Source organism: Rhizobium sophoriradicis, from assembly GCF_025200795.1.
GTDB lineage: Bacteria > Pseudomonadota > Alphaproteobacteria > Rhizobiales > Rhizobiaceae > Rhizobium > Rhizobium sophoriradicis.
In genome coordinates, this window is record NZ_CP104152.1 from 2,051,137 (window position 1) to 2,077,597 (window position 26,461).

Here is a 26,461-nt window from a genome sequence, read left to right on the forward strand (position 1 = left end):
ATTCCTCGCATAAGCCCTTCCCGTTTCATAGCACGAACACGAAGCAGGAATCAGGCACTCTTTCCTTCTTAGCAATTTGCCACGCCGGCAAAAACACCGGTCGCCGGCAAGACTGCTTGAATTCACAGGCTAGAGCGCCATCTGCCTCTCGGGCCGCCGCCGCTGCCCGTGCGCAAGCCGGCAGCCGTCATCCGGCACAATCGGGAATCGCCTTCGTGCGTCGCTGGACAAGACGTTCGGCCCTTGTTTAAGGAACGGAAAAGTCGTCAATATGTGCCGAATGCGAAATGGAGTGAGTGACTATGTTCGATGATCTTGTCGGAGCTTACGGCAGCCGTTTCCTGCTTGCGGCCGGTGGCGTCGGCCTGGCGCTTCTCCTGCTCATCCTCGTGCTCTGGGTGATCCGCAGCCGCGCCCCCTCGCCCTTCGTGCGCGGCGGCCGCAACCGTCAGCCCCGCCTGCAGGTGCTGGATGCTGCAGCCGTCGATACCCGCCGCCGGCTGGTGCTGGTGCGTCGTGACGACGTCGAACATCTGATCATGATCGGCGGTCCGACCGACATCGTCATCGAAAGCCGTATCCTGGCCGAGACGGCCGGACAGCCCGAAAGCGTCAAAGGGCCAGAGCCCGCCGGGGAGTGGCCGTCGAAAGTGTCGAACCCCGAATCATCGGCCGTTTCCGTAGGCCGTCCACCTCTTGCTGCCCGTACCGAGCCGGCCGCCGAGCCCGCCTTCGCGGCCCCAGCCGTCCCGGAGCCTCGGCCTCGCCCCGAACTGCCGGCCCAGCCGGCCGTGCCGCCGCCGGTGGCCACCAGCCCGCTTCCGGCGGAGCCCACAACGGTTCCGCTGTCGGCCGAACGCGACCATTCTCCGCGCCCCGCTCCGCCCCAGCCGCGCCCACCGGAACAACCAGTTGCTCCGCCGGTCGCGCAGCCCGCACCGTATCACGATAGGGCGAGTGCTGCCGAAATCCTTGACGCCGCACGCCAGCGGGTCCTGCCGCAGCAGCGCATCGATCCGGAAGTCTCCGCCCCTGACAGGCCGGCGCCGCGCACCGCGCCCGCGACGCCCGAGGACGAAGCGGCTGCGCAATCGGCAGCGGCGATTCGCCGCGATTTCCAGCGGGTGCTGGAACAGGAAATGGCAAACAATCTGACGGCCGAGCGCATCGTGCCGGCGCCGGCAAACCAGACCCAGCGCCCAGCCGCGCCGCAGCCCGCCAACCTGCCGCGCCGCGATCCCGAGCTTGCCCCGATCACCGGCGCCGACACGGAGCTGCAGAAAGAAGTCGCCCGCATTTTCGGCGAAATGAGCGTCAATCGCGACAAGTGACTGCCGGCGCAGGCGCGGTTGCGCGCATTCGTGACCTCATCATGAAGTTGCAGAAATGCCGCAACGCCGCGGCTTCTTCAGTCCTGGAGCCCTTCGGGCCTCCCCACCGCGTCGATCATTTGTTATCAATCGACGCGAAGAGCTTTGGCGCATCGAGGTCACACTTTGCCTAAGTAAATACCGGTCTCACCCCAGTTTCACCCGTACTGCCGCAAAGCGAGACGCTGGCGGCATGCGACCATGTTCATCGGGTGGTGGCGAGAGACCGGTTTGGCATTGTTAGAATGTGCCATGCGCAGCTCCGCTGCTCAGCTCTTCAGCCGCCGACAACATCGCCACACCGCGCCCGCAAGGCTTTCTCATGCACCATCTTGGTGGACTTCCGAACGGAAGACCAAGACGATATGTGCAAGACGCTTCGGGTCCGATGGACCATCACGCCCAAGACAGCCCCCCAGCCATGGATCGCGTGTAGCGGATGCGGAGGCCTCAGAGCTTTCCGATCCAGCGGCAAGATCCGGGTGAATGCCAACGGTCGCAAGCTCGACGCCTGGCTGATCTACAAATGCCTGATCTGCGAAAGGACATGGAACCGGCCGATCTTCGAGCGCCGGAATATCCGCGACATCGATCCGCTGACGCTCGAGGCGCTGCAGTCGAACGACCCGGATTGGATTTGCGCGGAAACCTTCAATCTCGATGGGCTGCGGCGCAAATCACAGCGCGTGGACGAGTTCGCCGAATTCGACATCGCCAAGGAGATACGCCACGAGATCGCAGGCTGGACAAGCCTGGAAATCGAACTGACAGCCCGGTTCGCAACAGCGATACGCCTGGATCGGCTGTTGGCCGGGGAGTTGAAAATGTCGCGCTCGCGCCTGCAGGCTCTGCACGATCAGGGCCTATGTCGAACGGACCCCGGCGGGGCAGACATCATGCGGCGGCGGATCAGGAGTGGCACGCGCGTCACGATCGATCTCGCCATGGAGGCAGAGCGGGAGCGACTGTGGGAACCACTGGCGACAAGCGGCCCGCTCTAACGCATGTCTCCCGGAAGTGTGCAGCGGTTCCGGGACTACGACATGCATAAAAACAACAGCTGAAGCGCGTCGCAGGAAGACCGATCGACACCCGGGGAGTGGGACTTAACAAAAAGGCGCCGCGATCAGATCGCGGCGCCGATTATATCTCTGCCTATATGGAATCCGTCATTCGTCGCGGTAGACTTTTTCACGACGTTCGTGGCGCTCCTGCGCCTCGATCGACAGCGTCGCGATCGGGCGGGCGTCGAGGCGCTTGAGACCGATCGGTTCGCCGGTCTCCTCGCAATAGCCGTAGGTGCCGTCTTCGATCCGCTGCAGGGCCGCGTCGATCTTGGAGATCAGCTTTCTCTGCCGGTCGCGGGCGCGAAGTTCGATCGCCCTGTCGGTTTCCGACGACGCCCTGTCGGCGAGATCGGGATGGTTTGCGCTTTCCTCGGCCAGATGGTCGAGTGTTTCGCGCGCTTCTCTAAGGATATCGTTTTTCCAGGCGACCAGCTTCGCCCTGAAATAGGCACGCTGGTTTACGTTCATGAACTCTTCCTCTTCCGAGGGAACGTAATTGCTAAGATCGATCTTCTCACTCAACGCGATTCTCCTGAAGAACATCTCATCTGGGCGGGTGTATATCCCAAGCGCTAGCCGCGATTCAAGCCAAATACGACAGGTAAACAGATTTTTAAATCTGTTACAATTTTAAGCTAACGGCCTATTTTGTCATGGTTATTCCGGCTGTCGTTTTTGGCTTCGCCCTCAAAACGCCGTGTTGTCAGCCACGTTTTAGGCAGTTGCGGCATGGCTGGCGATTGACGGCTGCCGACCGCAGCCGCTACTGAAAAGACCCGCCCGATCCTGGATTTGCCCATGACCGTACCGCTGCCTCCGCCCAATCGCATCTACCTCCTGCGTCATGCCGAGGCCGCCTTGGCCGAGCCCGGACAGCGCGATTTCGACCGGCCGCTCAACGAAAAAGGTTATGGCGATGCCGAGATCATCGCCGACAAGGCAGCCGACAAGGGCTACCGTCCGGATCTTCTGATCAGTTCGACGGCGCTGCGCTGCCGCGACACCGCCGATGCCGTCCACCGGGCGGTCGGCAGCGGCCTCGACGTGCGCTATGTCGATGCGCTCTACAACGCCACCGTCGACACCTATCTCGAAATCGTCGACGCGCAGGATCAGGCGGCCGTCATGCTGGTCGGCCACAATCCGACCATGGAGCAGGCGCTGGAGGCACTGATCGGCCCCGAGGCGATGGTCAGCGCCCTTCCCGGCGGCTTTCCGACGGCAGGCCTTGCCGTGATCGATTTCGATGTGTCCGTCACTGCCTGGCGCCTGACCGATTTCGTTGTCGTCTGAAGTCGTCGGAGCAATTGGAAGAGCGGCAGATAATTTCGTTTTCTGCGGGAAACGAAAATGCGTTCGCGCCACTTCTTTTGCGGACAACGTCGCCTTCCTATATTGCCGGCAGTCATCAATCGGAATCGCGCCTTGCCGCCACGCCTGACATCCCTTGCGGACGACGCCCGCATCGCCTTCGACAATCTCGCCGACCGGGCGACCGGCCTCGTCAATCCGACCTTAAGGCTCGGCGTCACCGGCCTCTCGCGATCCGGCAAGACGGTTTTCATCTCCTCGCTTGTCCACAATCTCCTGCATGGCGGCCGACTGCCGCTGTTCGAGCCGGTGCAATCGGGGCGCGTTTCCGCCGTGCGGCTCGAGCCGCAGCCTGATGATGCCGTGCCCCGCTTCCAATACGAGGATCATATCCGGGCGCTGGTGAAGGACCGCATCTGGCCGGATTCGACCCGCGCCATTTCCGAGTTGCGCATCACGCTCGATTATCAGAGCGCCAGCGGGTGGAATCGCCTGTTCTCGCCCGGCCGGCTGTCGATCGATATCGTCGATTATCCCGGTGAATGGCTGCTCGACCTGCCGCTGCTCGGCAAGGATTATCGCACCTTCAGTGAGGAGACGATCGCGCTGGCGCAAACCGGCGTCCGCTCCGCCTTGTCGCAGGGATGGTTGGCGCTGACACGTGCCGCCGATATAAATGCCGGCGCCGACGAGATGGTCGCCCGCGAACTTGCCACCGCCTTTGCCGATTATCTCAAGGCCTGCAAGGCCGACGAACGCTCGCTCTCCACCTTGCCGCCCGGGCGCCTGCTTCTGCCCGGCGATCTCGACGGCTCGCCGGCGCTGACCTTCGCTCCGCTCGCCTTGCCGCCCGACGGACGTCCCGATCGCGGCTCGCTCTGGGCGATGATGGATAGGCGATACGAAGCCTATAAGTCGGTGGTCGTCAAACCCTTCTTCCGCGAGCATTTCGCCCGGCTCGACCGCCAGATCGTGCTGGTCGACGCGCTGCAGGCGATGAACCGCGGCCCCGAAGCCGTTCAGGATCTGGAACGCGCACTGACCGATGTGCTCGCCTGTTTCCGCCCGGGCACCAATTCGCTGCTCTCCTCGCTGCTTGGCCGCCGTATCGACCGCGTATTGGTCGCCGCCACCAAGGCCGATCATCTCCATCATGAGAGCCATGACCGACTCGACGCATTGACCCGCCGCCTCGTCGATCGCGCCATCGCCCGCATTGGCATGGCCGGCGCCGGCATCGATGTGATGGCGCTTGCCTCCGTGCGAGCAACTCGAGAGGCGTTGGTCAAACGTGACGGCCATGACCTGCCCGTCATTGTCGGGACGCCGATGGCGGGTGAAACCATTGCCGGCGAGCGCTTCGACGGCCAGAGAAAGACCGCGATCTTCCCCGGCGACCTGCCGCAGGATCCGGAAGGGCTGTTTGACCGTATCGCCTCGGGCGACAACGGTGGAACCCTGCCCGAAGTCAATGTCGTCAGGTTCCGTCCGCCGCATCTCGAGGAAACCGGCGGCGGCATCAAGCTGTCGGTGCCGCATATCCGCCTCGACCGCGCCATGCAGTTCCTGTTCGGAGACCGTCTCGCATGAGCAAGCCCCCGTCCGATCCGCCGCGCTGCCCACCCGCAGCCTTCGCTTATGAAGATGAGGCATCCGAGCCGCGCGATAGCGGCCGCCAGCAGCAAGGCCGGCGCAAACCCGAAAGCTTCTCTGAGAATATCCTCGTGACGCCCGACGAGGATGACCCCTTCATCAATCCTGAAGGGGATCTGAGCGCGCTGCCGGTCGCGACGCCACGCGAGCGGCGTACCTCCTTCGGCAAGATCGCCGCCGGCGCCTTCGGCATCCTGCTGTCGCTCGGCCTCGGTCTCTGGACCGACCGGCTGATCCGCGATCTCTTCACCCGCGCCGACTGGTTGGGTTACGCAGCCCTTGGTGTGCTCGCGATCGGCATCCTCGCCGTGTTTGCCCTCATCATCCGCGAGACCGCGGGCATGATGCGCCTTGCCGCCGTGCAGACGATCAAGGCCGAAGCGGAAGCCGCGATTCTCGAAACTGGGCCGGCGAAGGCGCGCGCCGTCGTTGCGCGCCTCACCACGCTGCTTGCCGCCAACCCCGAGACATCGAAGGGACGTGCGACGCTGAAGGCGACCGAGGGTGAGGTCATCGACCCCCCGCATCTGATTGCCTTGGCCGAACGAGAACTGCTCGCCCCGCTCGACCGCAAGGCCCGCGCACTCATTGTCAATGCCTCCAAACGTGTGTCGATCGTCACCGCCGTCAGCCCGCGCGCGGTCGTCGATTTGCTGTATGTACTTTACGAGGCCGTCCGCCTCATCCGCGCCATGGCGGAACTCTACGGCGGCCGCCCCGGCACGTTCGGCATGTTCCGCCTGCTGCGCGACGTGCTGGCGCATCTGGCGGTCACCGGCTCGATCGCCGTCGGTGACAGCCTCGTCCAGCAGGTGCTCGGCCATGGGCTGGCCTCGAAGCTCTCGGCCCGACTCGGCGAAGGTGTCATCAACGGCTTGATGACCGCCCGGATCGGAATCGCAGCGATGGATCTTTGCCGCCCGCTGGCCTTCCGCGCCCTGAAACGGCCGGGAATCGGTGATTTCATCGGCGATCTCACGCCTTCCATGTCGCCGCGCAGCAACAATCCTTAATCGACGAAGCAATTCCGTACCTTTCGCCTTCCCCAGCGTGAAGTCGTAAAATAGCATTTTCCTCAACAGGTTAGCGGCAGGATATTAAAATCCTTACGGCATGGAACGCCTGTAATCCCTTGCATTTCGGCACAGTCGAAAGGAAGGATTAACCATTCTTCGGCAAAACTTGGCACCAGTTCGTGAGTGGTGTTTGCCAAGGAAAATCCATGTATTCGCGCAAGTTTCTCTTCGTATGCGGCCTCGCCGCCGCGGCATTGTCTCCGGTCGCAGATGTCGCTCCGGCAGCCACCGCCGCAACCCGTGACAAGGCCTTCTTCGAATCCGTTGCGGGCTCCTGGAAGGGCCCCGGCGAGATCGTCGCCGGTAAGTACAAGGGCACGAAATTCACCTGCAACCTGATCGGTGAGCCCACCGGCGACAGCAATGCCGGCATCAAACTCGATGGCACCTGCCGCGTCGGCGTCTTCAAGCAGCCGATGACCGCCGTCATCTCCCAGTCAGGCTCCAGCTATAAAGGCAAGTTTCTCGATGGCGCCGCCGGCAAAGGTCTTGACGTCGTCTCCGGCGCCGTCACCGAGGATACCGTCGTGGTCGGCATCAACCGCGCCAAGCTGAACGGAGCAATGATCGCCCGCGTGCGCGACGACAAGACGATGAACGTCACCGTTTCTGTCAAGGTCGAAAGCCAGATGATCCCTGTTATCGGCCTGACATTGACGCGTCAGGTCGACGAAATGGCCGTCGGCTCCATCCAGTAGACAGAACGCATAACGGATTTTCCTGAAGCGGCGGGTTTCCCGCCGTTTCGCGTTTCAGGATCCCGGCTTCAGGCGCTCCGCCACCACCAGTCGCCGCTGTCATCGGCGACCTCGATGCCCGTCACGTCGGCGTCGAGCAGCCAGTCGCTGACCGGCCGCCCCCTGACGAGAAGGCTTGGCGCGATATCGGCAAGCGGCATCAGCACGAAACCGCGCTCCGTCATCCGCGGATGCGGCAGTTCCAGCCGCGGCGCGTCCTGGACGACGTCGCCATAGGTCAGCACGTCGATATCGAGCGTGCGCGGCCCCCAGCGTTCGACACGCTCGCGTTTCATCTCGCGTTCGATCGACAGGCAGAGATCGAGCAAAGCTTCCGGAGGAAGCCAGGTTTCGATGGCGGCGCAGGCGTTGAAGAAGAAGGATTGGTCCGTCTTGCCCCAGGGCGGCGTGCGATAGAGCCGTGACACGGCGGTAATACGGCACTCGTCGTGCCCGTCGAGCCTTTGCAGCGCCGCCGCCATCGCCTTTACCGGCTCGCCGATATTGCCGCCGAGGCCTAGGGTGGCGGATCGCAATGCGGCCTCAGGCAAAGTGCTCAACGCTCACCTGCACGAAATCGAGCACGCCGGGCACCGGCGCATTCGGCTTGCGCACCGTGATCTTCGCCCGCCTCACCTGCGGAAATGTCTCGCAGAGCCCTTTGGCAATATCGAGCGCTAAGGCCTCGATCAGATAGCGCCGCTTGCCGGTGACGATCTGCTCGATCACGGTGAAAGCGATGCCGTAATTGACGGTATCGTCGATCGAGTCGCTTTTCAGCGCCTCGCCGGCGACGACATCGAGCTCGGCATCGACGAAGAAGCGCTGGCCGAGGAATTCCTCCTCGTCATGCACGCCGTGGCGCGCAAAGAAGGCGCAATTCTGCAGCGTGATCGTGTAGGTGGTCATGTCGGCCGCTTCCTCTCGAATTCCTGGCGCGCATTCAGCATAGCATCGGCGATATCAAGCGCATCCCTGTTGATTGCGACATTGTGCACCCGGAAAACCGCAGCTCCTTGGAGGCGCAGCAGCACGCTCGTCGCAGCCGTCGCCACGTCCCGGTCCGAAGCATCCCGCCCGGTCACGGTGCCGAGGAAACGTTTGCGTGAGGTGCCGGCAAGCAACGGTAGGCCAAAGCGCGAAAGTTCGGAAAACCGCGCCATCAGTTCCAGATTCTCCTCCGCCGTCTCCTTGGCAAAGCCGAAGCCCGGATCGAGCACGATGCGGTCGCTGTTGACACCTGCCGCAGCGGCGATCGCAAGCGACCGTTCGAGAAAGTGCACCTGGTCGGCGATCACATCGGCAAGCTTGATCCGGTCGCGGCCGGTATGCATGATGCAGAGCCCCGCCCCTGTCGCCGCAGTCAGCTCCGCGATACCGCTCTCCTTCTGCAGTCCGGAGACGTCGTTGACGATATGGGCGCCGGCGCTGACTGCAAGCCGCGCCGTCTCGGCGCGATAGGTGTCGATGGATATCAGCGCCTGGGTGCGGCCGCGCAGCGCCTCGATGACGGGCAACACTCGCGCCTGCTCCTCCGAAGGGCTGACCGATGCTGCGCCCGGCCGGGTCGATTCGCCGCCGATGTCGACAATCGCGGCGCCATCGCTCACCGCCTGCAGCGCGTGTTCGACGGCGGCATCGACGGTTTTGAAGCGTCCGCCATCGGAAAAGGAGTCCGGCGTCACATTAATGATCGCCATGATGAGAGAACGACGGCCGAGTTCGATCTCCCGGCCATGGCCGACACGCCATAAACTGCCTTCGAGCCCTGTCACCAGACTTGTCCTATTGATGACGAAAAAAGCCGCCATCCGATATTGCGCTTGCGGTGGCTATGCCCCAAGCTCCTGTCGATTTCAACATGGGTTGCGTTCAGAATGCCGCTTGCAGTGCGTAATATGGTCCTTCCTGTCGCCTTTTCCATTGCTCTGTCTCTCAGCGGCGAAGCTGCAGCCGAAGTGATCGCAACGAAAAGCTATTCCTATTTCGACATCCGCGGCAAAACCGCGGAGGAGCTCGACCAGGAACTCAGCCGGCGCGGCCCGACGGCGAGCGGCTCGTCGGCGCGCCATCCCGGCGCCACCAAGATCCGCTTCGGCGGCGAGGCCACCTATATTCAGGATGACGGCCGCTGCCGCGTCGGCAACGTCAAGGTCACGGTCCACACCCAGATCATTCTGCCGCGCTGGAACAGCCGCCGTGGTGCTAGCAAGGAACTGTCGATGATCTGGGACGCGTTGTCGAGCGACATCAAGCGCCACGAGGAGCGCCATGCGGAGATCGCCAGAGATCAGGCCCGCGCCATGGAGCGCGCCATCCGCGCCCTGCCGCAGCAGCGCAGCTGCGAGGCCATGCAGGAGCTCGTCTCCAACGAGTCAGCTCGCGGTATAGAGGAGCACGATCGGCTGCAGGCGCGATTCGACCGGGTTGAGGCGGTCAATTTCCAGAAGCGCATGTTGCGATTGCTGAATAATCGAATCAAAGGTCGAGCCGGCGCAAAATAAGGATTTTTCAAGCTGCTTGCGAGCGGAAAAACTTAGCTGCGCAACTAAACTTGTGCGAAACTTGCGCGCTCCCCAGCGTCTTAATGGTCATTTTTCATCCTGGCAGACTCAACCGGAACGCGTTAATATGAACGCATTCGAAAGTTCAGCTACGGCATCTGGACTTCCTCGCTGGGTTCTCCTGGCGCGTTCCGAAACCGCGGATGGTCCTCCCTCATCCGTAGGTAATGCGCCCGCCTCGCCTCGCTCGCACCAGCGCGCGAGGCGTCTTTTTTGTGGTTATAGCGGCGAAAGGCCGACCTCAGGCCTGGCGTTCAGGCACGTGCACTATGAGCCCGTCATAGGCGGCCTTCATCCGGATCTGACAGGAGAGCCGCGAGGTGGGGCGCACATCGAAAGCGAAGTCGAGCATGTCCTCTTCCATCGCTTCGGGCTGGCCGACCTTCTCCGTCCATTCTTCGTCGACATAGACGTGACAGGTCGCGCAGGCGCAGGCGCCGCCGCATTCGGCCTCAATGCCGGGCACCGAATTGCGCACGGCATTTTCCATCACGGTGGAGCCTTGATCGACGTCGAGGTCGAAGCGCGTGCCGTCGAAGGCGACGATGGTAAGTTTGGGCATCAGGACTATTTCCGGTCTTGAAATGGGTGGGCGGCTCTACTTCCGACAATTCGACGCATCAGTCAACATTGCGAAATTCGCCATAACCTCGCAGATCGGGCCGTCGCCCGTCGTCTTCAATGCGCCATATCGGAGGTCGCAAAAAGACCCGTGGTTCCGCAATGGAACATCGGCCTGCTGCCTAATTCCTTAATTAATGGCCGTTCAAACTGCTACAGGTCTGAAAAGACGCGCGGCGCTGTGGTTCGAACAACGGTGAAAGAGAGATCAGCCGCGGCAGAGCTTCAGGATGAAATTCTCCGCGTCGAGGACGGCAGCGCCCAGCGCCGCCATCGCACCGGCATCGCCGCCGGTCTCCTCGATGACTTCCGCCGTCTGCGACACGCGGAATGCGCCGACCGAACTAGCCGCGCCTTTCAGCCTGTGCGCGGCGGCGCCGACACGGACGGTTTCGCCGCTCGCAATATCCTGAAGACAGGCGCGGGCTTGGCGGGCAAACATCTGAAGGACTTCGATTTCCAGCGTCTTGTCGCCCATCGTCTGCTTCGCGAGGTGAACCAGGTCGATCGGCCGGACCTTCGAGGGACAAGGTCCCTTTGCATTGTCCGGCGCCTCGAATACGATATTCAATGCTGCCATCTGGGCCGCCATCTGCCAATTCTCCGTCTCACGTCGTCCGCACTTGCAACAGTTCTGCGTCACGAGGGTGGCCATCCCGTTAAATTCCGGCACAGCGGGCGCGGAAATCTCGGCATATGGTTAACGTCCGTTAAATATCCCTAAATTATTGGTTTTTAAGCCGGCTCTCGGATTCAAAATTGTTAACAACGAGTTAACGAGCTGGAAATCTCAAGCCTTCATTAATTGTGTGATGAGCCCAGATGTGTCACTACGATACTGGTGGAGCGGGTTTATGGTACGCGCCTTTGCCGAGTGAGTGGATAATGGTAGTGTTTTGATACCTTCCGTTTGAAAAAGCGGCTATCTACTCTGAAATGACATGCTTATCCGTCCGCGGTTGGGATGGAGGGCATAACGGCAAAGTTGTTCCGGGATAAGGCGGAAGCCTGGGCAGCGCTGGCGGACCGGCCGACAGTAACGAGGCGTAACCGAATGGCGAATAACAAATACAATGAGTCGATAGAGGACAAGGCGTTCAAGGCATTGGACGAGGCGCTCCAGATCGATTTCGGCAAGGATAATGTGCCGTCTCGCCGCGGCGACGCGCCTGAGGCGCCGGAGGGGAATGTGTCTGATCCATCGAATGCGCGTAATCAGCAAGCCCAGGAAGAAATGCAGCGCCGCAACCGCCGCAGCGCCAATGGCGAGCAGGCTTCCAGGGCTCCGGCCTTTGCGCCCGCCAATGATGCCAGCCGCAATACGCCCGCCTCGATCCTGAAATCCTTCGACGGCGCCTCCAGCCGCTCGGCAATGCGCACCGCCACCCTGTTTTCCGTGCTCTGGGTGATGGCGGGCCTCGGCCTGATGTCGCTGCTTTACGCGCCGCAGATCTGGCAGATCCGTTCGATTGCCGACCTCGTCGCCCTGCCCGGTGTCATTGCCGGCCTGGTCGGCATCATCATTCCGGTGACGATGTTCTATGCGTTTGCGGTCATGATCTCCCGCGCCCAGGATATGCGCAACGCCGCCCGTTCCATGGCAGAGGTGGCATTGCGCCTGGCGGAGCCGGAAACCATCGCCTCCGAACGCATCATGACCGTTGGCCAGGCGGTGCGCCGCGAGGTCTCGGCCATGAATGAAGGCATCGAGCGCACCATTGCGCGTGCTACCGAGCTGGAAACGCTGGTCCATTCCGAAGTCAACGCGCTGGAACGCTCCTATGCGGACAACGAATTGCGCGTGCGCGGCCTTGTCCATGAACTCGGCTCCGAACGCGAGGCGATCGTCAACCATGCCGACCGCATCCGCACCTCGATCGGCAGCGTCCACGATCAATTGAAGGAAGAATTGTCGCTGGCGACCGAAGAGATCGCCGTGCGTCTCGCGACGTCGGGCGAAGCCTTCGCCTCGCTGATCGACACGCGCGCAGCGACGATCCTGGAAAAATCGGACAGCGCTTTGCAGTCGATGGGCAGCCTGCTTGCCGCCAAGACCGACAGCCTGCTCCAGACGCTCAACGCGTCCGGCTTTGCGCTGGCCACCGAATTCGACAACCGCCTCGAAGCGCTCACCGTCAATCTCAACGAGCATGGCGAAAAACTGCTCAGCCAGTTCGAGACGCGCGCCTCGACCATGGACAGCAGCACCGAGAAGCTCAACGCAGCACTGAACGAGCGCACGCATCAGCTCAACGAAATCCTGATCGCCCGCACCCGCGAGATCAACGAAAGCCTGACATCAGGCGAACGCACCATCGGCGGTACGCTCGACGACGTCTTGTCGAAACTGAACAGCGCGCTTGACGAAAAGGGCGCAAGCTTCCGCCAGAGCCTGCAGAGCACCGCCGACGACGCCGTCATGGATCTCGACCTTCGCTCCGGCTTCTTCGAGGAACGGCTGCAGACGACCGTCGCTCAGCTTTCGACCGCCTTCGATGAGCGCGTCGCCGAATTCACCAGCGCTTTCGACAAACGCACCGGCTCGCTCGACACGAAGCTGATGGAAAGCCTTGCCCGCATCAACGAGACGCTGACCGGCGGCTCGGATTCGATCGATGGCATCCTTAATTCCGGCATCGACCGCATCGGCTCCTCGATGACGGATCACTCGCTGGCGCTCGCCACCGCCCTCGCCACCAGCCACGAAGTGCTGGAAAACACGCTCGGCACTCGCAGCGAGGAAATCACCACCGCGCTGACCAGCCGCACCGGCGAGCTGACCTCGGCGCTGCAGAACGCGACGTCCGACATCTCGCTAGCGCTTGCATCAGGCACTTCCGACCTGCAGAACAATCTCCAGGCTCGCTCAGCCGAGTTCCGCGACACGCTGCGCGCCACCACCACCGAGCTGACCGCCGCCGTCGCCGCCGGCACGCAAGAGGTGACCACCGCCTTCGGCGGCCGCGCCGAGGCGTTGAGCGGCGTGCTCACGGCACGCACTGCCGAAATCAGCGAGGCGCTCGGCGCTGCGCATGGACGCATCGACAGCGTCATGGCAGAGCGCGGCGGCGCGCTCGTGGATGCGCTGACCAGCCATCACGGTCGTTTCGAGGAAGCGCTGTCCACTCGCTCCGACGCGATCATCAACGCTGTCGCGGGCACCCACGACCGTCTCGCCGAAACGCTCGACGAGAAGGCCATGGCGCTTGCCATTTCGTTGAACGAGAGCCAGGCCCGGATCGAAGATACGCTCGAAACCCGTTCCGCCACCCTGCTGAACGCGGTTTCCGGCACGCATGACCGACTGTCGGAGACGCTCGACGAGAAGGCAATGGCGCTCGCCATCTCCTTGAACGAAAGCCAGAGCCGCCTCAAGGACACGCTCGAAACCCGCTCCGCAGCCTTCCTCAATGCCGTGTCCAGCACGCATGAGCGGCTGTCGGAAACACTTGATACGAAGGCAGCTGCGCTGACGACGTCCCTCGACGAGAGGCACGCGCGCATCGAGGATGCGCTCGGGACACGCGCGGAAGCCCTGCTCAGCACCATAGCCGGCACGCGTGACCGCCTTGCCGAAACGCTTGATGAAAAGGCTATGACGCTTGCCATTTCCTTGAACGAAGGCCAGGCCCGTATCGAGGACACGCTGGAAACCCGCTCCGCAGCCCTGCTGAACGCTGTCTCCGGCACCCACGACCGCTTCGCCGAGGCGCTGGACGGTAGGGCGTCGGCTATTGCCGCCTCGCTGAGCGAGACCCAGGCGCGTATCGAGAATACGCTCGAAACCCGCTCCGCCGCCCTGATGGATGCGGTTTCCGGCACGCATGACCGCCTCGCCGAAACCTTGGACGAAAAAGCGATGGCGCTTGCCATCTCGCTCAACGAGAGCCAGGCTCGCATCGAGGATACGCTGGAAAGCCGCTCCGCGGCTTTGCTGAATTCCGTTTCCGGCACCTACGACCGTTTCTCCGAAACAATCGACGAGAAGGCGATGACGCTTGCCATCTCGCTCAGCGAGAGCCAGGCACGGCTCGAAGACACATTGGAGACCCGGTCCGAGACCTTCCTCAAGGCCGTGTCTGGCACACCGGAGCGTATCGCCGAAATGCTCGACCAGAATACATCGGCGCTCACCGCTTCCTTGAACGAGGGCCAGCGGCGACTGCAGGACACGCTGGAGACGCGCTCGGAATCCTTCCTCAATGCGGTTTCCGCCACCCATGACCGGCTGTCCGAGACACTTGACGATCGGGCGATGGCGCTGGCCATCTCGCTGAACGAGAGCCAGAGCCGCCTCGAGGAGGCGCTGACATCGGGTGCCGATGCGATCACCAACGCCGTCTCCGGCACGCATGAACGCCTGAACGGCGTGCTCGACCAAAAGGCCACCGCGCTGGCCGCCTCATTGAACGAAGGCCAGGTCCGCATCGAGGAAGCCCTGGGACACCGAACCGCGGCGATCATCGGCGCCGTGACGGCAAGCCACGACCGGCTCACCGATACGCTCGACGAAAAGACCATGGCGCTCGCCATTTCGCTCGACGACAATCAGAGCCGCTTCGACAGCGCGCTCGAAGCCCGCAGCAATTCCATCATGGAAGCCGTCGCCAGTGCCGAGGCGCGCGTCGCCGGCGCCTTTGCCGACAAGACCGATGCGATCCATAACGCTTATGCCGACAATCAGCAGCGGCTCGAAAATGCGCTTTCCCAGCACAGTGCGACCCTCTCGGGCGTTCTCGATGCCGGCGGCGCCCGCTTCGAGGATATCGTCGGCGGCTTGACCGGCCGCATCGAAGGCCGCCTGAGCGATGCCCATGCGCGGCTCGGAGGTCTTGCCGAGGAGGCCGCGGCGCGCATCGAGAGCGGACTGGATTCTGCCCATGAGCGCATCCGCACGACGCTGGAGGATCGCGCCAACGCCATCGACCTGTCGCTGAACCAGGCCCATACGTTGATCAGCGATACGCTGACCGAACAGGCGACCAGCATCGGCACATCGGTGGCGACGACCGTGAGCATGCTCGAGATGTCGCTGGAGCAGCGTGAAGCCTCGATCCGTCAGGCGATCGATGCCGGCGCTCAGTCATTGGAAGATCGCATGCATGCCGGCGCCGGCCAGATCGCCGGTCGCTTCCAGGAGGCGGCAAACACAATTTCGAACTCCGCCCAGAACCTTTCCACCCATCTCGACCAGTCGGTTGCAAACCTTGCGGGCAGTCTTGAAGAAACCGGTTCTCGCATGGAAGCCGGCCTGACGGCGATCGAGAGCCGCATCCGTGACGGCGTCGGCGGCGTTGCCGACAAGGTTGAAGCTGCCAGCAGCCAGCTGTCCGGCGTGCTTGCCGACGGCATATCCCGTCTCGGCGCTCTTGGTGACGACACCACCCGACGCATCTCGGCGACGCTCGAAGGCAGCGCCGCAAATCTCACCCAGGCGATCGACAGCCGCACCGCGAATCTGGCCGAGACCCTGGACAGCCGCACGACCACGCTGGCGGGCGCCATTGAGGGCCGCACGGCAAGTCTCGGCGAAACTCTCGACCGCGGCAACGAGCGCATCGAGGAACGCCTCTCGACGATGGATCGCGCTTTGACTGTCGGCCTCGAAGCCGTCAACCGCACCATCGAAGGCAAGGCCGCCGGCCTCGCTTCGACGCTACGCAGCGCCGTGGCAGAAGCCGCCCAGGGAATGGAAGGCGAAGCGACGAGAACCACCGAACTGCTCGGCAAGACCGGCCAGCAATTCGCTGAGGAACTCAATGCAAAAAGCGACGAATTCACCCGCACCATGGATGAACGTTCGTCGCAGATCGTCACCCGCGTCGCCGAAGCCCAGAACCGCCTGGCAACCCAGGCCGCTGCCGTCGCCCAGACTTTCTCGGAAGCCGGCAATGCCATTGTCAACAAAGTCGCCGAGGCCGAGACCATCGTCGGCACGCAGGTCAACGCCATTTCCAAGGCCCTGTCGGATGCCGGCCAGTCTCTCGAAGCGCGCGGCAATGCCATCCGCACGACGCTGTCGGGGGCCGGCAGCGAGATTTCCGCCACCATGGCGGATGTCGACCGGGCGCTCGAAGCCCGCAGCAGCGCCATCCGCACAAATCTCGAGGAGCGCAGCCGCGAGATCGATACCACCCTCTCCGATATCGACCGGGCGCTCGAAGCGCGCGGCAACTCGATCCGCTCGACGCTCGAGGAACGCACCCGCGACCTCAACTCGATGCTATCAGGCCGCTCTGTCGAATTGACCCGTATCCTCGACGAAACGGCCCGCCCGATCATCGATCGCTACACCGATGCCGGTGAGCAGGCTGCCGCCCGCATCACCGCCGCCGCCAACCTGAGCGCCGACCGTCTGCGCGCCGAAAACGAAGCGCTCGCCAGCGCCGTTGCCGCCCGCACCGAGAATGTCGCCAATGCCGTCAGCGCCATCGAGAGCAGCCTGGTCGGCAATGTCAACGGTCTGGTCCAGCGCATGTCGGAAAGCAGCGCGGCGATGGCCATGATGATGAACCGCGCCGCCGAGCAGTTGACGAGCGTCGACGGACGTCTCGGCGAAACCACGACGCGCTTTGCCGACTCCGCCACCAAGGCCGCCGAAATGGTCAATGCCTCGACCCGGCTTCTCGAAGGCAAGGTCGACCGCCTCTCCGACATATCAGGCCAGACATTGGCCCAGGTCGGCGGCATCATCGGCCGCTTCGACGAACATTCCAAGGTTCTGACCCAGGCCTCACAGCTTCTGGGTGCCGCCCAGTCCAACCTTGCCTCGACGCTCGAGGAGCGTGAAGGCGCGCTGCAGGCGCTCTCCGTCAGCCTGGTCCAGCGCTCCGACGAGATCAAAAAGACCATGCAGGGCCTCGGCGGCATGATCGAGACCGTGTTCGAGCGGGCCGAGCAGCGCTCCAACCAGGTCACCGGCAATCTGCGCCAGGGCGTACAATCCTCCTTCGCCGATATCGGCCGCATTCTCACCGAAACCGAGAAGCGCGCCCAGGAGGCGGCCGAGACGATGCGCCAGGCGATCACCCGCGCGGGCGAGGAAGCCAACACGACGATCGACGGCACTTTCGCCAATGTCGAGCGCCGTTCCGGCGACCTCTCCAATCGTATTCGCGGCGGCCTCACCGCCTCGTTGTCGGAAGTCGAGCGCATGCTCGGCGAGGCCGGCCGCGCCTCCGACGGTGCCGCTCAGCACATGCGCGAATCGCTGCGCGAGGCGATCGAGGATGCCGTTGGACGCTTCTCCGGCGCCACCGAGGATATTCGCCGCTCCGCCGCCGACATTCGCAGCGAGCTCGACGCCACCCGCGCCGAACTGAAGCGCGGCGCCTTCGACTTGCCAGAGGAAGCCAAGGAAAGCGCCTCGGCCATGCGCCGCGCCGTCGCCGAGCAGATCAAGGCGCTTCAGGATATCTCCCAGCTCGTCGGCCGCTCCAGCCAGCAGCTTGAAATCTCCCAGCCCGTCGCCCGCTCGCTTGCCCAGGCACAGCCGGCGCCGCGCCCCGCCCAGCCGGCCGCTCAACCGCCGCAGCCGGCGGCACCGCCGCCGATCGAAGCGACGGGGCTGCGCGGAACGATCGCGCCCTCCGCTCCGGCTGTCGCCGCTCAGCGCGCCGCCCCGCAGCCGGCCCCCGCTCGCCAGGAAGCAGCCCGTCAGGAACCGACCCGGGAAGGCGGCGGCTGGATCAGCGATCTTCTGCGCGGCGCTTCGCGTGACGAGGCCGCGGACGAGGCGCCTGCCCGGGCTCCGGCTCGGCCGGCGGAAACCCCCGCACCGGCCGCACGCAGCAACGACAGCCGCAATCCGCGCCACGTCGTAGAATCGCTGAACTCGCTCTCCGTCGATATCGCCCGCGCCATCGACCACGATGCCTCGGTTGATCTCTGGCGCCGCTACCAGCGCGGCGAGCGTGACGTCTTCACCCGTCGTCTCTACACGCTTAAGGGCCAGCAGACCTTCGACGAGATCAAACGCAAATACGACCGCGAGCCGGAATTCCGCACCGCCGTCGACCGCTATATCGGTGATTTCGAAAAGCTGCTCGCCGATGTCGCCCGCACCGACCCGAACCAGACTGTCACTCAGTCTTATCTGACCTCGGATACGGGCAAGGTCTACACCATGCTCGCCCATGCAGCCGGCAGGCTCCGCTAAGCCTGTCCGATAGCCGTGATTAAAAGCCGCCTGAACGTCTCAGGCGGCTTCACTTATGTGAGCGGTTGATCTGCTCCTCTGCGATGGAACCGCGAAGCAAATGACCAAGGCCCTCCTGATCATCGATGTGCAGAATGCAATTCTCTCCGGCAAGGCCAAGCCGGAGCGGCAGTCTCTCGTCGATTCAGCACTGGATCAAACCGTCGCTCGCCTCGCATCGCTCCAGGAGCAGGCGAGACAGGCAGGCGCGCCGGTCGTGCTGGTCCAACATGACGGCGACAGCAGCCATCGGTTGGCGGTCGGCACGGTGGGATGGGCACTGCGCCGGGAGATTGCGCCTGGGGAAGGCGAGGTCGTCGTCCGCAAGCAAAGCGCCGACTCCTTCTTCGAGACCGATCTCGCCGAACGCCTGAACGAACGGGCGGTCACCCATCTCGTCATCGGCGGCTGCATGTCGCAATTCTGCGTCGACACGACCGTCAGGCGCGCCGTTTCGCTCGGCTATGATGTGACGCTGGTTGCGGACGGCCATACCACAGGCGATACTGCGACCCTCACCTTCTCCGAGATTGTCGCCCACCACAACGAAACGCTCGACGGGTTCGACGCGGGCAAGGCGGCGGTGGAAATCCGCCCCGCGGCCGACATCGCCTTTTCATAAAGCACCGTAGCAACAGCCGATATCATATCGGAAGCAGGCGCTCGGTCCTCAGCTTGACGATCAGCGCCTCGACGATCTCCGGCACATCCCTCGCAGCCGTATCGACAATGATCGGCCTCTGCCCCCAGTCATCATAAATTCGCTCGACGATTTCTTGCCACGTCGGTTTGACCAGACCTTCCACATCCGTTTTCCGTGCCTCGACCCGGCGGCGATGTTCGGTTTTGTCGGAACAGATCACCTCGACCTCGGCCGCGATCACGCCGGAGCGCTGAGCGACCGCCAGCCATGCCTCGCGGGTTATCGTCAGCGGGTTGACCGAATCTGCGATCACGACCCTGCCGAGCGCTAGATTGTCCGCGGCAATGCCGTAGGCCACGACATAACCTGCCGGGCCGATGTCCGTGGAAGGATCAACCGACGTTCTGATTGCCTGCTCGATTGTATCGACCCTCACATATACGGCTCCGAGCCGTCTCGCGAGGGCGCGCGAAATAGTCGTCTTTCCACTACCCGGCAAGCCGCCCAAGATCACCAGCATCGTCTCTCGCCCGTTTGCGAATGCGCAGCGAAGCCGGACTGACAAGTCCAGCTTCGTCCATCACTTCTTTGTAGAGGAGATGTTTCGCAAAGCAAGCGGAAGTAGTATTTCAACGCGAACCGGCACCATTGCTGCCCTGCCCTGTCCTATCGATCGGCTGCCATGCCCCAATTGTAAACGCACCGATCGAGACCGACGGCCATTTCCAGCACGAGGAAGACGGGACAAAAGGAATCAGCAGTGGATAGGGCCTTTTAATTGCCGCCTGTCCTTCATTTTGTCACAAACTTTATAGATCCGCTTGCGTTTAGCCAACAGCCCACCGACGCCCAACGACAGAGACAGTAACATCGATGACCAAGACGACATCCCGGCTTCTTGCCTCCGCGCTCCCATTCGCCTTACTGGTGGGTGCTTTCATTCCGGCCGAGGCCGGCCAGGCAAGCTTCGTCCTCGATGTACAGTCCGGCCAGGTGCTCGAAGCCTCCAATCAGGACGATCTCAACTATCCGGCGTCGCTGACCAAGATGATGACGCTCTATCTCGCTTTCGAGGCATTGCACGACGGACGCCTCACCTGGGATCAGAAGCTCACCATGTCGGAAAATGCCGAGAGCAAGGAGCCATTCAAGCTTGCCGTCGGCGCCGGTCGCAAGGTAACCCTGCGTGAAGCGGTCGAAAGCATCGTGGTCTTGTCTGCCAACGACTCTGCCGTGGCGATCGCCGAACAGCTCGGCGGCTCCGAACAGGCTTTCGCCAGAACGATGACCGACAAGGCGCGCCAGCTTGGTATGAAGGACACGGTCTTCAAAAATCCCTCGGGCCTTCCCGATCCGGAGCAGGTCACAACGGCGCGTGACATGGCGACCCTCGGCGTCTCGTTGATGCGGGACTTCCCCGAGGAGTTCAAACTCTTCTCCATGCGCCGCTTCCAGTTCCGCGGCATGAAACTGCGGGGCCACAACAACCTGATGTATCGCTATGACGGCGTCGACGGCATCAAGACCGGCTATACCGACGCATCCGGCTATAATGTCGTGACGTCGGCGCTGAAGGGTGGCCGGCGCGTGGTTGGCGTCGTCATGGGTGAAAAGACTGCTGGCCTGCGTGACGACAAGATGGCCGGACTACTGGACAGCACCCTGTCATCGACCGCTACTGCGTACACCACACCGGGCAGCCAGCCCGGAGCGACGATGACGGATTCGCAACCGACGAAATAGGCCGCTATCTATTTGAACGCCACTTCCAGGTGTTGCCGGTCTTGCGCAATTACCCTGCAATTCGTTTCGAAGCCTTCTCCTTTAATGGCAAGAACGAATTCAGCAGGAATGCCCGATGTATTCGAAACCAAGATACCGGCGCTCTCCGAGCCGATGGACTTGACGGTGCAGTCGATGGTCGAGCGCCGATCGTTGAACAGGATCGAACCTGCCTTCAGCACCCGCCGGCGAGCGCCGATCGCGTGATCGGCGTGAATGGAGCTCCAAGATACGCAGCGATTCCGGCCTCCGTGTTTGGCCTGATACATGGCGGCATCCGCCTGCCCCAGCAAGGTCTCGATGTCCTTGCTGACGATAGAGAGCGCCGAGCTGCCCAGACTCGCCGTGACGTGCAGGACACCATAATCGCTGCGGACGGGCTGCGAGGCGATGGCGGCTCTGATCTTTTCGGCGACGGCGACTGCACCCTCACGGTCGACATGCGGCAGCACGACGGCGAATTCCTCCCCGCCGATCCGTCCGAACAAATCACCGGCGCGAAGGGTCGCCTTGCAGGCGGATGCCACCGCCTTGAGGACTGCGTCTCCGGCGGCATGTCCATGCCTGTCGTTCACCTGCTTGAAATGGTCGATGTCGAAGACGATACATGACAGGTCGTGCTGGTGCCGCAGGGCGAGCGAGATAAGCTGATCGGCCTCCTGCTTGAAGGCGCGCCGGGTCATCGCCTCGGTCAGGCTGTCGGTAGCGGCCGACTGCATGAGATCAATGCGGTCCATCGCCGCCCCCGCGAGTTCCAGGAGAATGCTAAGGTCTCTGCTGCCGAACGATCGTGGCTGGCGGTCGATCGCGCAAACTGTTCCGATCATATGCCCGGCCTTAGTTCTGAGCGGCACACCGGCATAAAACCGGATATGATCCTCGCCGGTCACCGCGGAATGCTTTAAAAATCGTGCGTCCTTGGTGGCATCCTGCACGATGACAGGTTCGTCACAGTCGACCACGCAGCGGCAGAACGTATCTTCCAGCGACACCTCGTCGGCCGCGAGGCCGGAACAGGCCTTGTACCACTGCCGGTGCCCGTCGATCAGGGATATGATGCCGATGTCGATGGAAAAGATCTGCTTTATCAGACGGACGATCCGCTCGAAGCCTTCGTCCCTCGGCGTATCGAGGAGATCGAGTTGCTGCAGCGCAGCCAAACGGTCGTTTTCGCGCTGGATCGCCTCCGGCGACGACTTCCCGAACACTCGTGCAACCACCATGCAGCGTGCCTCCTGATAGCGTTAACATGATGGGTTCCACAAATTCGTGAAAAATTTGAATACGGCGGCGGCCCCAATCACAGGGGACGAGATTTTTTCCGAATTGGCAACTCTTGATTTGGAGCCAGCGATTGCCAAACGCCATCTCAGATTGAGCGCAGCGTCCAGTTGACGATCTCCGATACAACAGCGGCGAAGGCGCGGTCGAGACCCTTGACGAAAGCGACATTGTCGCCGCCGGCCGGCGCCATGGCGCGGAACACCTTCTGGGCGCGCACGGTGCCGTTGCGGTCGTTGAGAATCTTGGCGGAGATTTCGACCACCGCCTGATTGCCGTTCGAAGCATCGATCTCGAACGAGCGGATGTCGGTGACGATCTGGTAGTCGATCGCCAGCCCCTGCCCCGGCATGCCGACGCCGCCGACCTTGCCGGAATTCTCGAAGGCTTCCACCAGTTTCGACTGCACGATGCGCGGCAGCCTGTCGCCCCACTGCGCCCGCGAAAGATATTGAATTTCCGAAGGCGAAACGCGGATGACGATCTGCTCGCTATCCAGCGCCTTCAGCGCCGTCGGACCGGCAATCAGGATTTGGCGGGTTTTGGCTGCGGGTCCGTCGCCGTCGACGGCGCCCGCCAGGTCATAGGTGTCGTTCTTGGCCGCGGTGCCGCACCCGGAAAGGATCAGCGCAGTCAGCGGCAGCGCGATCACCGTTCCCCTGATCCATGAACGGCGCGACAACAGATGCGATGCGACCATATTAGGCTATCCCTGACTTACCCTATTAGCGCCGCGTCCGGCCGTCATACTGCTTGACCGTGTCCCCACCGAAGATCAGGCGTTGCGGATTGCGGTCAAAGTTGGTGATCGTCTCGTTCAGATTGTTCACTGTTCCGCGCATGTCGTTGACGAGAGTCTGCACGTCGCGCAAGCCGCCGCTCGAGAACTTCTGCAGATTGTCGGCGATCGGCCCGATTCGCGCATTCAGATTGTCTGCGACTTTCTTGAAGGATTCCAGCGTTTCCCGCGCTTGCGCGAACATCGATTGTGTATTGTCGGTCCCGAGCAGCGCATCGACCTTGATGAGAATGCCGTCGATGCGGGTCGAGGCTGAATTCAGCTTGTTGGCAAGCTGCGATACGTCCTGGATCGTCTGGTCGATATCTTTCTGGCGTCCCGAAACCGTGTTGGCGACATCGCGGATCGAAGCGACAGCGGCGCGCGCATCCTTGGTCGCCTGCGAGATATCGTCGACCGACCCCTTGAGCTTGGCGGGATCGATCTGGGCGACGAGTGTATCGACGCGGTCGAGTGTGGCCTGCGCCTGCTTGCCGAAATCGTTGAATGTGGTGGCCGTCTCGTCGAACTTCTGGATCGCGCCCCTGAGATCGCCTGAGGCATCAGCGACGTTGGCGGTAATCTTCTCGGCATTGGAGACGATATTGTCGATCTTCTGAGCGTCGACAGCCTTGACGAGCGATTCCACCGCTTGAAGGGTCGAATCGACCCGGCCGGAGACCGCCTTCACCGTATCGGAGAGCTCACCGACGCTCTGCAGGAAGGCGTCGATATTGTCGGAATTCTTGGCAAGCGCGTCCGAGAATGTCTCCGCATTCTTGAAGGTCTGGGTCAGCGGAGCGCGCGAATCCTCGATGAAACCCTGGAGTTCGCCGACGGCGTCGTTGGCGCGGTCGAGGATCTTGTCGGCGGTGGCGAGAAGATTGGTGACGCTCGACTGGTCGGCGACGATGACGGCACGTTTGTTATTGTCGATCGCATGTTGGAGGATGCTTTCCTCGCCCTTGCGACCGCCCGAGAGTTCGATATAGGCAGCCCCGGTCAGGCCCTGGATTTCAAGGGCGGCCTTGGTCGACGGGTAGATCGGCGCATCGGTGCGCACCTGGGTGAAAGCCAGCGAATATTGCGGATCGTCGGCATCGATCGACAATGTCTGCACAGAGCCGATCTGGATACCGTTGAAGCGCACCGGCGAGCCGACGCTGAGGCCGTTGGCCGAACCCGGAATCCGCACGATCAACTCGGTCATCGGGCCGCCGCGGCCATATTCGGCCATCCAGTAGACGAAGCCGAAGGCCGCCGCGATCACCAGCACCGTGAAAAAACCGACAATCGTGTAATTGGCTTTAGTTTCCATCTATCCGGTCACTTCCCGCCGCTGCCGTGCCGCGCGCCATTGTCCTGCGGCACGATCGACCGCGCCCGCTTACCTCTAAAATAGGCCTGCACCCATGGATCGTCATAGGCCAGCATGTCGTCGATCGTGCCTTCCACCATTACCCGCTTCTTTCCGAGCACGGCAATACGGTCACAGACGGAAAACAGGCTGTCGAGATCGTGTGTTACCATATAAACGGTCAGTCCCAGACTATCCCGCAAATTGGCGATCAGTTCGTCGAACTCGGCCGCCCCGATCGGATCGAGACCTGACGTCGGTTCGTCCAGGAAGACGAGATCCGGATCGAGCGCCAGGGCGCGGGCAAGGGCGGCGCGCTTGATCATGCCGCCTGAAAGCTCGGACGGATATTTGTCGGCGGCATCGGCCGCCAGTCCCACCATGCGGATCTTCAGATGCGCCAGTTCGTCCATCAGTGAGCGCGGCAGATCGAGATATTCGCGCATCGGCACCTGGATGTTTTCCTTGACCGTCAGCGACGAAAACAATGCACCTTGCTGGAACAGCACGCCGAGCCGCATGTCGAGCGCGTTGCGCTGCGGCTCGTCGAGTTCGTCGAAGTCCTGACCGAGGATCTTGATCGTGCCCGAGCGGCGCGGCAGTAGCCTCAGCACCGTGCGCATCAGCACCGATTTGCCGGTGCCCGACGCGCCGACGAATCCAAGGATTTCGCCGCGATAGATATCGAGGTTCAGATTGTCGAGCACCACCTTCGAGCCAAACCCGACGGTGACGTTGCGCGCCGAAAGCACGACATCCCTGCCCTGTCCTTCGCTTTCGATCGCTTGCTCGTTCACGCGGTCCGCCATGCTAGAAGTTGATCGCTGCATAGAACATCGCAAAAAGCCCGTCCATCAGGATGACGACGAAAATCGCCTTCACGACAGAGGCCGTCACGTGCTGGCCGAGCGATTCGGCGCTGCCGCCGACCTTCAGCCCTTCGACGGCGGCGACGATACCGATGACGAGCGCCATGAACGGCGCCTTGATCATGCCGGACAGGACGGTCGACAGTGTCACCGCCTCGTGCAGGCGCGCCAGGAAGTTGGCGAAGGTGATGCCGGAATAGCCCCAGGCGACGGCCGCCGCACCGGCAAGCGAGGCGAAATTCGCCAAGACCGTCAGCAGCGGCAGCGCGATGGTCAGCGCCACCAGCCGCGGGAAGATCAGCACGCCGATCGGGTTCAGGCCCATCACCTTCAGCGCGTCGATCTCCTCGCGCATCTTCATCGAGCCGATTTCGGCGGTGATCGCGCTGCCGGAGCGGCCGGCGATCATGATCGAGGTCAGCAGCACGCCGATTTCGCGCAATTGCAGGATGCCGACGAGATCGACGACGAAGACTTCCGCGCCGAAATAGCGCAACTGGAAGGCGCCCTGCTGGGCGATGATCGCTCCGATCAGGAATGACATCAGCAGGATGATCGGAACGGCGCGAACGCCCATATGGTCGATCTGATTGACGATGGAGGCCGGCGAAACGCCGCTGCCGCGGCCGAATTTCATCTGCGCGCCGCGCACCGCCGAGCCCAGGATATACATGGCGGCGGCGAGATTGTCCCAGACGTCGTAGGTCATTTTGCCGATCGGCGCGAGGATGCGCGCAGCAAGGGAGATCTTCTCCCTCGGCTCCGGCTCCGGTTTGGCCGGCTCCTCGGAAAACATCGCCAGCATTTCGTCGATATGCGGATTGGTGCCTTCGAAGCGAACCGTCCGCCCGGCCGCCTCCGCTTCTTTTTTCAGCCGGCACAGCAACCAGATGCCCGCCGTATCGATATCGGTGATATCAGACAGATCGACCGTCAGGTCACCGGACTTCTGGTGCAGGAGCTTTTCGAAATCGCGCAGCACAAGATGCACATAGGCGCTGCGCCAGTTACCACTAAGACGCACACGCTGTCCCGAACCTGTGGACTGGTCGTCCACGGCAAGCGAGGCAGCGTTGCGATTATCGGCGTTCAAGATACTTGTGTCTTTCAAGGCTTACAGCGACAGTGCCGACTCGCGAAGCGGTTCGTCGCCCG

Annotated in this window: 22 protein-coding genes; 10 read left to right on the top strand and 12 right to left on the bottom strand. The window is 62.4% G+C overall.

Annotation, left to right across the window (positions count from 1 at the left end):
• The first annotated feature begins 302 nt into the window (after nt 1–302).
• Both N2597_RS10320 and N2597_RS10325 read left to right on the top strand, forming a co-directional pair.
• Nucleotides 303–1,331, top strand: coding sequence for a flagellar biosynthetic protein FliO (locus tag N2597_RS10320; RefSeq protein ID WP_183597645.1), 1,029 nt, complete (start codon nt 303–305; stop codon nt 1,329–1,331).
• Between the two features lie 404 nt (nt 1,332–1,735).
• Nucleotides 1,736–2,371, top strand: coding sequence for a DUF1062 domain-containing protein (locus N2597_RS10325; RefSeq protein WP_077989238.1), 636 nt, complete (start codon nt 1,736–1,738; stop codon nt 2,369–2,371).
• A 168-nt stretch (nt 2,372–2,539) separates the two neighbouring features.
• On the opposite strand, the gene dksA is transcribed toward N2597_RS10325, so the two are convergent.
• The gene (gene dksA, locus N2597_RS10330; protein ID WP_008525884.1) at nt 2,540–2,959 is read right to left on the bottom strand and encodes an RNA polymerase-binding protein DksA; all 420 of its coding nucleotides are present in this window, start codon (nt 2,957–2,959) and stop codon (nt 2,540–2,542) included.
• 276 nt (nt 2,960–3,235) lie between these two features.
• Here dksA and N2597_RS10335 point away from each other — a divergent pair, with 276 nt between their 5' ends.
• From N2597_RS10335 to N2597_RS10350, 4 genes are all read left to right on the top strand, one after another.
• Nucleotides 3,236–3,730 (top strand): SixA phosphatase family protein, encoded by a 495-nt coding sequence (locus N2597_RS10335; protein WP_096761799.1) that lies wholly within the window; start codon nt 3,236–3,238, stop codon nt 3,728–3,730.
• A 132-nt stretch (nt 3,731–3,862) separates the two neighbouring features.
• Nucleotides 3,863–5,338, top strand: coding sequence for a YcjX family GTP-binding protein (locus N2597_RS10340; RefSeq protein WP_077989418.1), 1,476 nt, complete (start codon nt 3,863–3,865; stop codon nt 5,336–5,338).
• Nucleotides 5,335–6,414, top strand: a complete 1,080-nt coding sequence (locus tag N2597_RS10345) for a YcjF family protein (protein ID WP_183597642.1) — start codon at nt 5,335–5,337, stop codon at nt 6,412–6,414. Before N2597_RS10340 ends, N2597_RS10345 begins: the two co-directional genes overlap by 4 nt.
• Nucleotides 6,415–6,623: 209 nt before the next feature.
• Complete coding sequence (locus N2597_RS10350) at nt 6,624–7,175, top strand: hypothetical protein (RefSeq protein WP_038689266.1); 552 nt, start codon at nt 6,624–6,626, stop codon at nt 7,173–7,175.
• A gap of 68 nt (nt 7,176–7,243) precedes the next feature.
• Here N2597_RS10350 and folK read toward each other — a convergent pair whose 3' ends face one another.
• Genes folK through folP form a run of 3 tightly spaced genes read right to left on the bottom strand, consistent with a single transcriptional unit; the run spans nt 7,244 to nt 8,989 of the window.
• On the bottom strand, nt 7,244–7,765 hold the full coding sequence (gene folK / locus N2597_RS10355; RefSeq protein WP_096761801.1) for a 2-amino-4-hydroxy-6-hydroxymethyldihydropteridine diphosphokinase: 522 nt from the start codon (nt 7,763–7,765) through the stop codon (nt 7,244–7,246).
• Nucleotides 7,758–8,123: a dihydroneopterin aldolase gene (gene folB, locus N2597_RS10360; RefSeq protein WP_009986496.1), complete on the bottom strand. Its 366-nt coding sequence runs from the start codon at nt 8,121–8,123 to the stop codon at nt 7,758–7,760. Before folB ends, folK begins: the two co-directional genes overlap by 8 nt.
• Nucleotides 8,120–8,989 (bottom strand): dihydropteroate synthase, encoded by an 870-nt coding sequence (gene folP, locus N2597_RS10365; protein WP_096761971.1) that lies wholly within the window; start codon nt 8,987–8,989, stop codon nt 8,120–8,122. Before folP ends, folB begins: the two co-directional genes overlap by 4 nt.
• Nucleotides 8,990–9,091: 102 nt before the next feature.
• Here folP and N2597_RS10370 point away from each other — a divergent pair, with 102 nt between their 5' ends.
• The gene (locus N2597_RS10370; protein WP_096761802.1) at nt 9,092–9,718 is read left to right on the top strand and encodes a DUF922 domain-containing Zn-dependent protease; all 627 of its coding nucleotides are present in this window, start codon (nt 9,092–9,094) and stop codon (nt 9,716–9,718) included.
• Nucleotides 9,719–10,019: 301 nt separating this feature from the next.
• Here the strand turns inward: N2597_RS10370 and N2597_RS10375 are convergent, their stop codons facing one another.
• On the bottom strand, nt 10,020–10,340 hold the full coding sequence (locus N2597_RS10375) for a 2Fe-2S iron-sulfur cluster-binding protein (protein ID WP_009993280.1): 321 nt from the start codon (nt 10,338–10,340) through the stop codon (nt 10,020–10,022).
• Between the two features lie 267 nt (nt 10,341–10,607).
• Nucleotides 10,608–10,991 carry an Hpt domain-containing protein gene (locus N2597_RS10380; protein WP_010060336.1) on the bottom strand — a complete coding sequence of 128 codons (384 nt, stop codon included), beginning with the start codon at nt 10,989–10,991 and terminating at the stop codon, nt 10,608–10,610.
• Between the two features lie 462 nt (nt 10,992–11,453).
• Here N2597_RS10380 and N2597_RS10385 point away from each other — a divergent pair, with 462 nt between their 5' ends.
• Together N2597_RS10385 and N2597_RS10390 are read left to right on the top strand one after the other, a co-directional pair.
• Nucleotides 11,454–18,557, top strand: a complete 7,104-nt coding sequence (locus tag N2597_RS10385; RefSeq protein WP_183597640.1) for an apolipoprotein A-IV repeat region-like domain-containing protein — start codon at nt 11,454–11,456, stop codon at nt 18,555–18,557.
• 100 nt (nt 18,558–18,657) lie between these two features.
• A complete protein-coding gene (locus tag N2597_RS10390) occupies nt 18,658–19,218 on the top strand; it encodes a cysteine hydrolase family protein (RefSeq protein ID WP_039620036.1) in 561 nt (186 codons plus the stop codon).
• Between the two features lie 22 nt (nt 19,219–19,240).
• Here N2597_RS10390 and N2597_RS10395 read toward each other — a convergent pair whose 3' ends face one another.
• Entirely contained in the window at nt 19,241–19,759 is a 519-nt protein-coding gene (locus N2597_RS10395; protein ID WP_183597638.1) for a P-loop nucleotide/nucleoside kinase family protein, read from the bottom strand.
• Nucleotides 19,760–20,112: 353 nt separating this feature from the next.
• Between N2597_RS10395 and N2597_RS10400 the strand changes: the two genes are divergently transcribed.
• Entirely contained in the window at nt 20,113–20,982 is an 870-nt protein-coding gene (locus N2597_RS10400) for a D-alanyl-D-alanine carboxypeptidase family protein (protein WP_183597636.1), read from the top strand.
• Between the two features lie 8 nt (nt 20,983–20,990).
• Here N2597_RS10400 and N2597_RS10405 read toward each other — a convergent pair whose 3' ends face one another.
• From N2597_RS10405 to N2597_RS10425, 5 genes are all read right to left on the bottom strand, one after another.
• Entirely contained in the window at nt 20,991–22,244 is a 1,254-nt protein-coding gene (locus N2597_RS10405) for a sensor domain-containing diguanylate cyclase (RefSeq protein WP_096761806.1), read from the bottom strand.
• 146 nt (nt 22,245–22,390) lie between these two features.
• Nucleotides 22,391–23,002 carry an ABC-type transport auxiliary lipoprotein family protein gene (locus tag N2597_RS10410; protein WP_009992459.1) on the bottom strand — a complete coding sequence of 204 codons (612 nt, stop codon included), beginning with the start codon at nt 23,000–23,002 and terminating at the stop codon, nt 22,391–22,393.
• 25 nt (nt 23,003–23,027) lie between these two features.
• Nucleotides 23,028–24,398 (bottom strand): MlaD family protein, encoded by a 1,371-nt coding sequence (locus tag N2597_RS10415; RefSeq protein WP_096761807.1) that lies wholly within the window; start codon nt 24,396–24,398, stop codon nt 23,028–23,030.
• 8 nt (nt 24,399–24,406) lie between these two features.
• Nucleotides 24,407–25,246: an ABC transporter ATP-binding protein gene (locus N2597_RS10420; RefSeq protein WP_038689284.1), complete on the bottom strand. Its 840-nt coding sequence runs from the start codon at nt 25,244–25,246 to the stop codon at nt 24,407–24,409.
• A 1-nt stretch (nt 25,247) separates the two neighbouring features.
• The gene (locus N2597_RS10425; RefSeq protein ID WP_183597634.1) at nt 25,248–26,417 is read right to left on the bottom strand and encodes an ABC transporter permease; all 1,170 of its coding nucleotides are present in this window, start codon (nt 26,415–26,417) and stop codon (nt 25,248–25,250) included.
• Nucleotides 26,418–26,461: the final 44 nt, after the last annotated feature.

What these genes read in the sequence shown, in the direction of transcription:
- N2597_RS10320 (WP_183597645.1), top strand. Translation starts at nt 303, where the DNA reads ATGTTCGATGATCTTGTCGGAGCTTACGGCAGCCGTTTCCTGCTTGCG.
- N2597_RS10325 (WP_077989238.1), top strand. Translation starts at nt 1,736, where the DNA reads ATGTGCAAGACGCTTCGGGTCCGATGGACCATCACGCCCAAGACAGCC.
- N2597_RS10335 (WP_096761799.1), top strand. Translation starts at nt 3,236, where the DNA reads ATGACCGTACCGCTGCCTCCGCCCAATCGCATCTACCTCCTGCGTCAT.
- N2597_RS10345 (WP_183597642.1), top strand. Translation starts at nt 5,335, where the DNA reads ATGAGCAAGCCCCCGTCCGATCCGCCGCGCTGCCCACCCGCAGCCTTC.
- N2597_RS10350 (WP_038689266.1), top strand. Translation starts at nt 6,624, where the DNA reads ATGTATTCGCGCAAGTTTCTCTTCGTATGCGGCCTCGCCGCCGCGGCA.
- folB (WP_009986496.1), bottom strand. Translation starts at nt 8,123, where the DNA reads ATGACCACCTACACGATCACGCTGCAGAATTGCGCCTTCTTTGCGCGC.
- N2597_RS10370 (WP_096761802.1), top strand. Translation starts at nt 9,092, where the DNA reads ATGCCGCTTGCAGTGCGTAATATGGTCCTTCCTGTCGCCTTTTCCATT.
- N2597_RS10375 (WP_009993280.1), bottom strand. Translation starts at nt 10,340, where the DNA reads ATGCCCAAACTTACCATCGTCGCCTTCGACGGCACGCGCTTCGACCTC.
- N2597_RS10380 (WP_010060336.1), bottom strand. Translation starts at nt 10,991, where the DNA reads ATGGCGGCCCAGATGGCAGCATTGAATATCGTATTCGAGGCGCCGGAC.
- N2597_RS10385 (WP_183597640.1), top strand. Translation starts at nt 11,454, where the DNA reads ATGGCGAATAACAAATACAATGAGTCGATAGAGGACAAGGCGTTCAAG.
- N2597_RS10390 (WP_039620036.1), top strand. Translation starts at nt 18,658, where the DNA reads ATGACCAAGGCCCTCCTGATCATCGATGTGCAGAATGCAATTCTCTCC.
- N2597_RS10395 (WP_183597638.1), bottom strand. Translation starts at nt 19,759, where the DNA reads ATGCTGGTGATCTTGGGCGGCTTGCCGGGTAGTGGAAAGACGACTATT.
- N2597_RS10400 (WP_183597636.1), top strand. Translation starts at nt 20,113, where the DNA reads ATGACCAAGACGACATCCCGGCTTCTTGCCTCCGCGCTCCCATTCGCC.
- N2597_RS10405 (WP_096761806.1), bottom strand. Translation starts at nt 22,244, where the DNA reads ATGGTGGTTGCACGAGTGTTCGGGAAGTCGTCGCCGGAGGCGATCCAG.
- N2597_RS10410 (WP_009992459.1), bottom strand. Translation starts at nt 23,002, where the DNA reads ATGGTCGCATCGCATCTGTTGTCGCGCCGTTCATGGATCAGGGGAACG.
- N2597_RS10415 (WP_096761807.1), bottom strand. Translation starts at nt 24,398, where the DNA reads ATGGAAACTAAAGCCAATTACACGATTGTCGGTTTTTTCACGGTGCTG.
- N2597_RS10420 (WP_038689284.1), bottom strand. Translation starts at nt 25,246, where the DNA reads ATGGCGGACCGCGTGAACGAGCAAGCGATCGAAAGCGAAGGACAGGGC.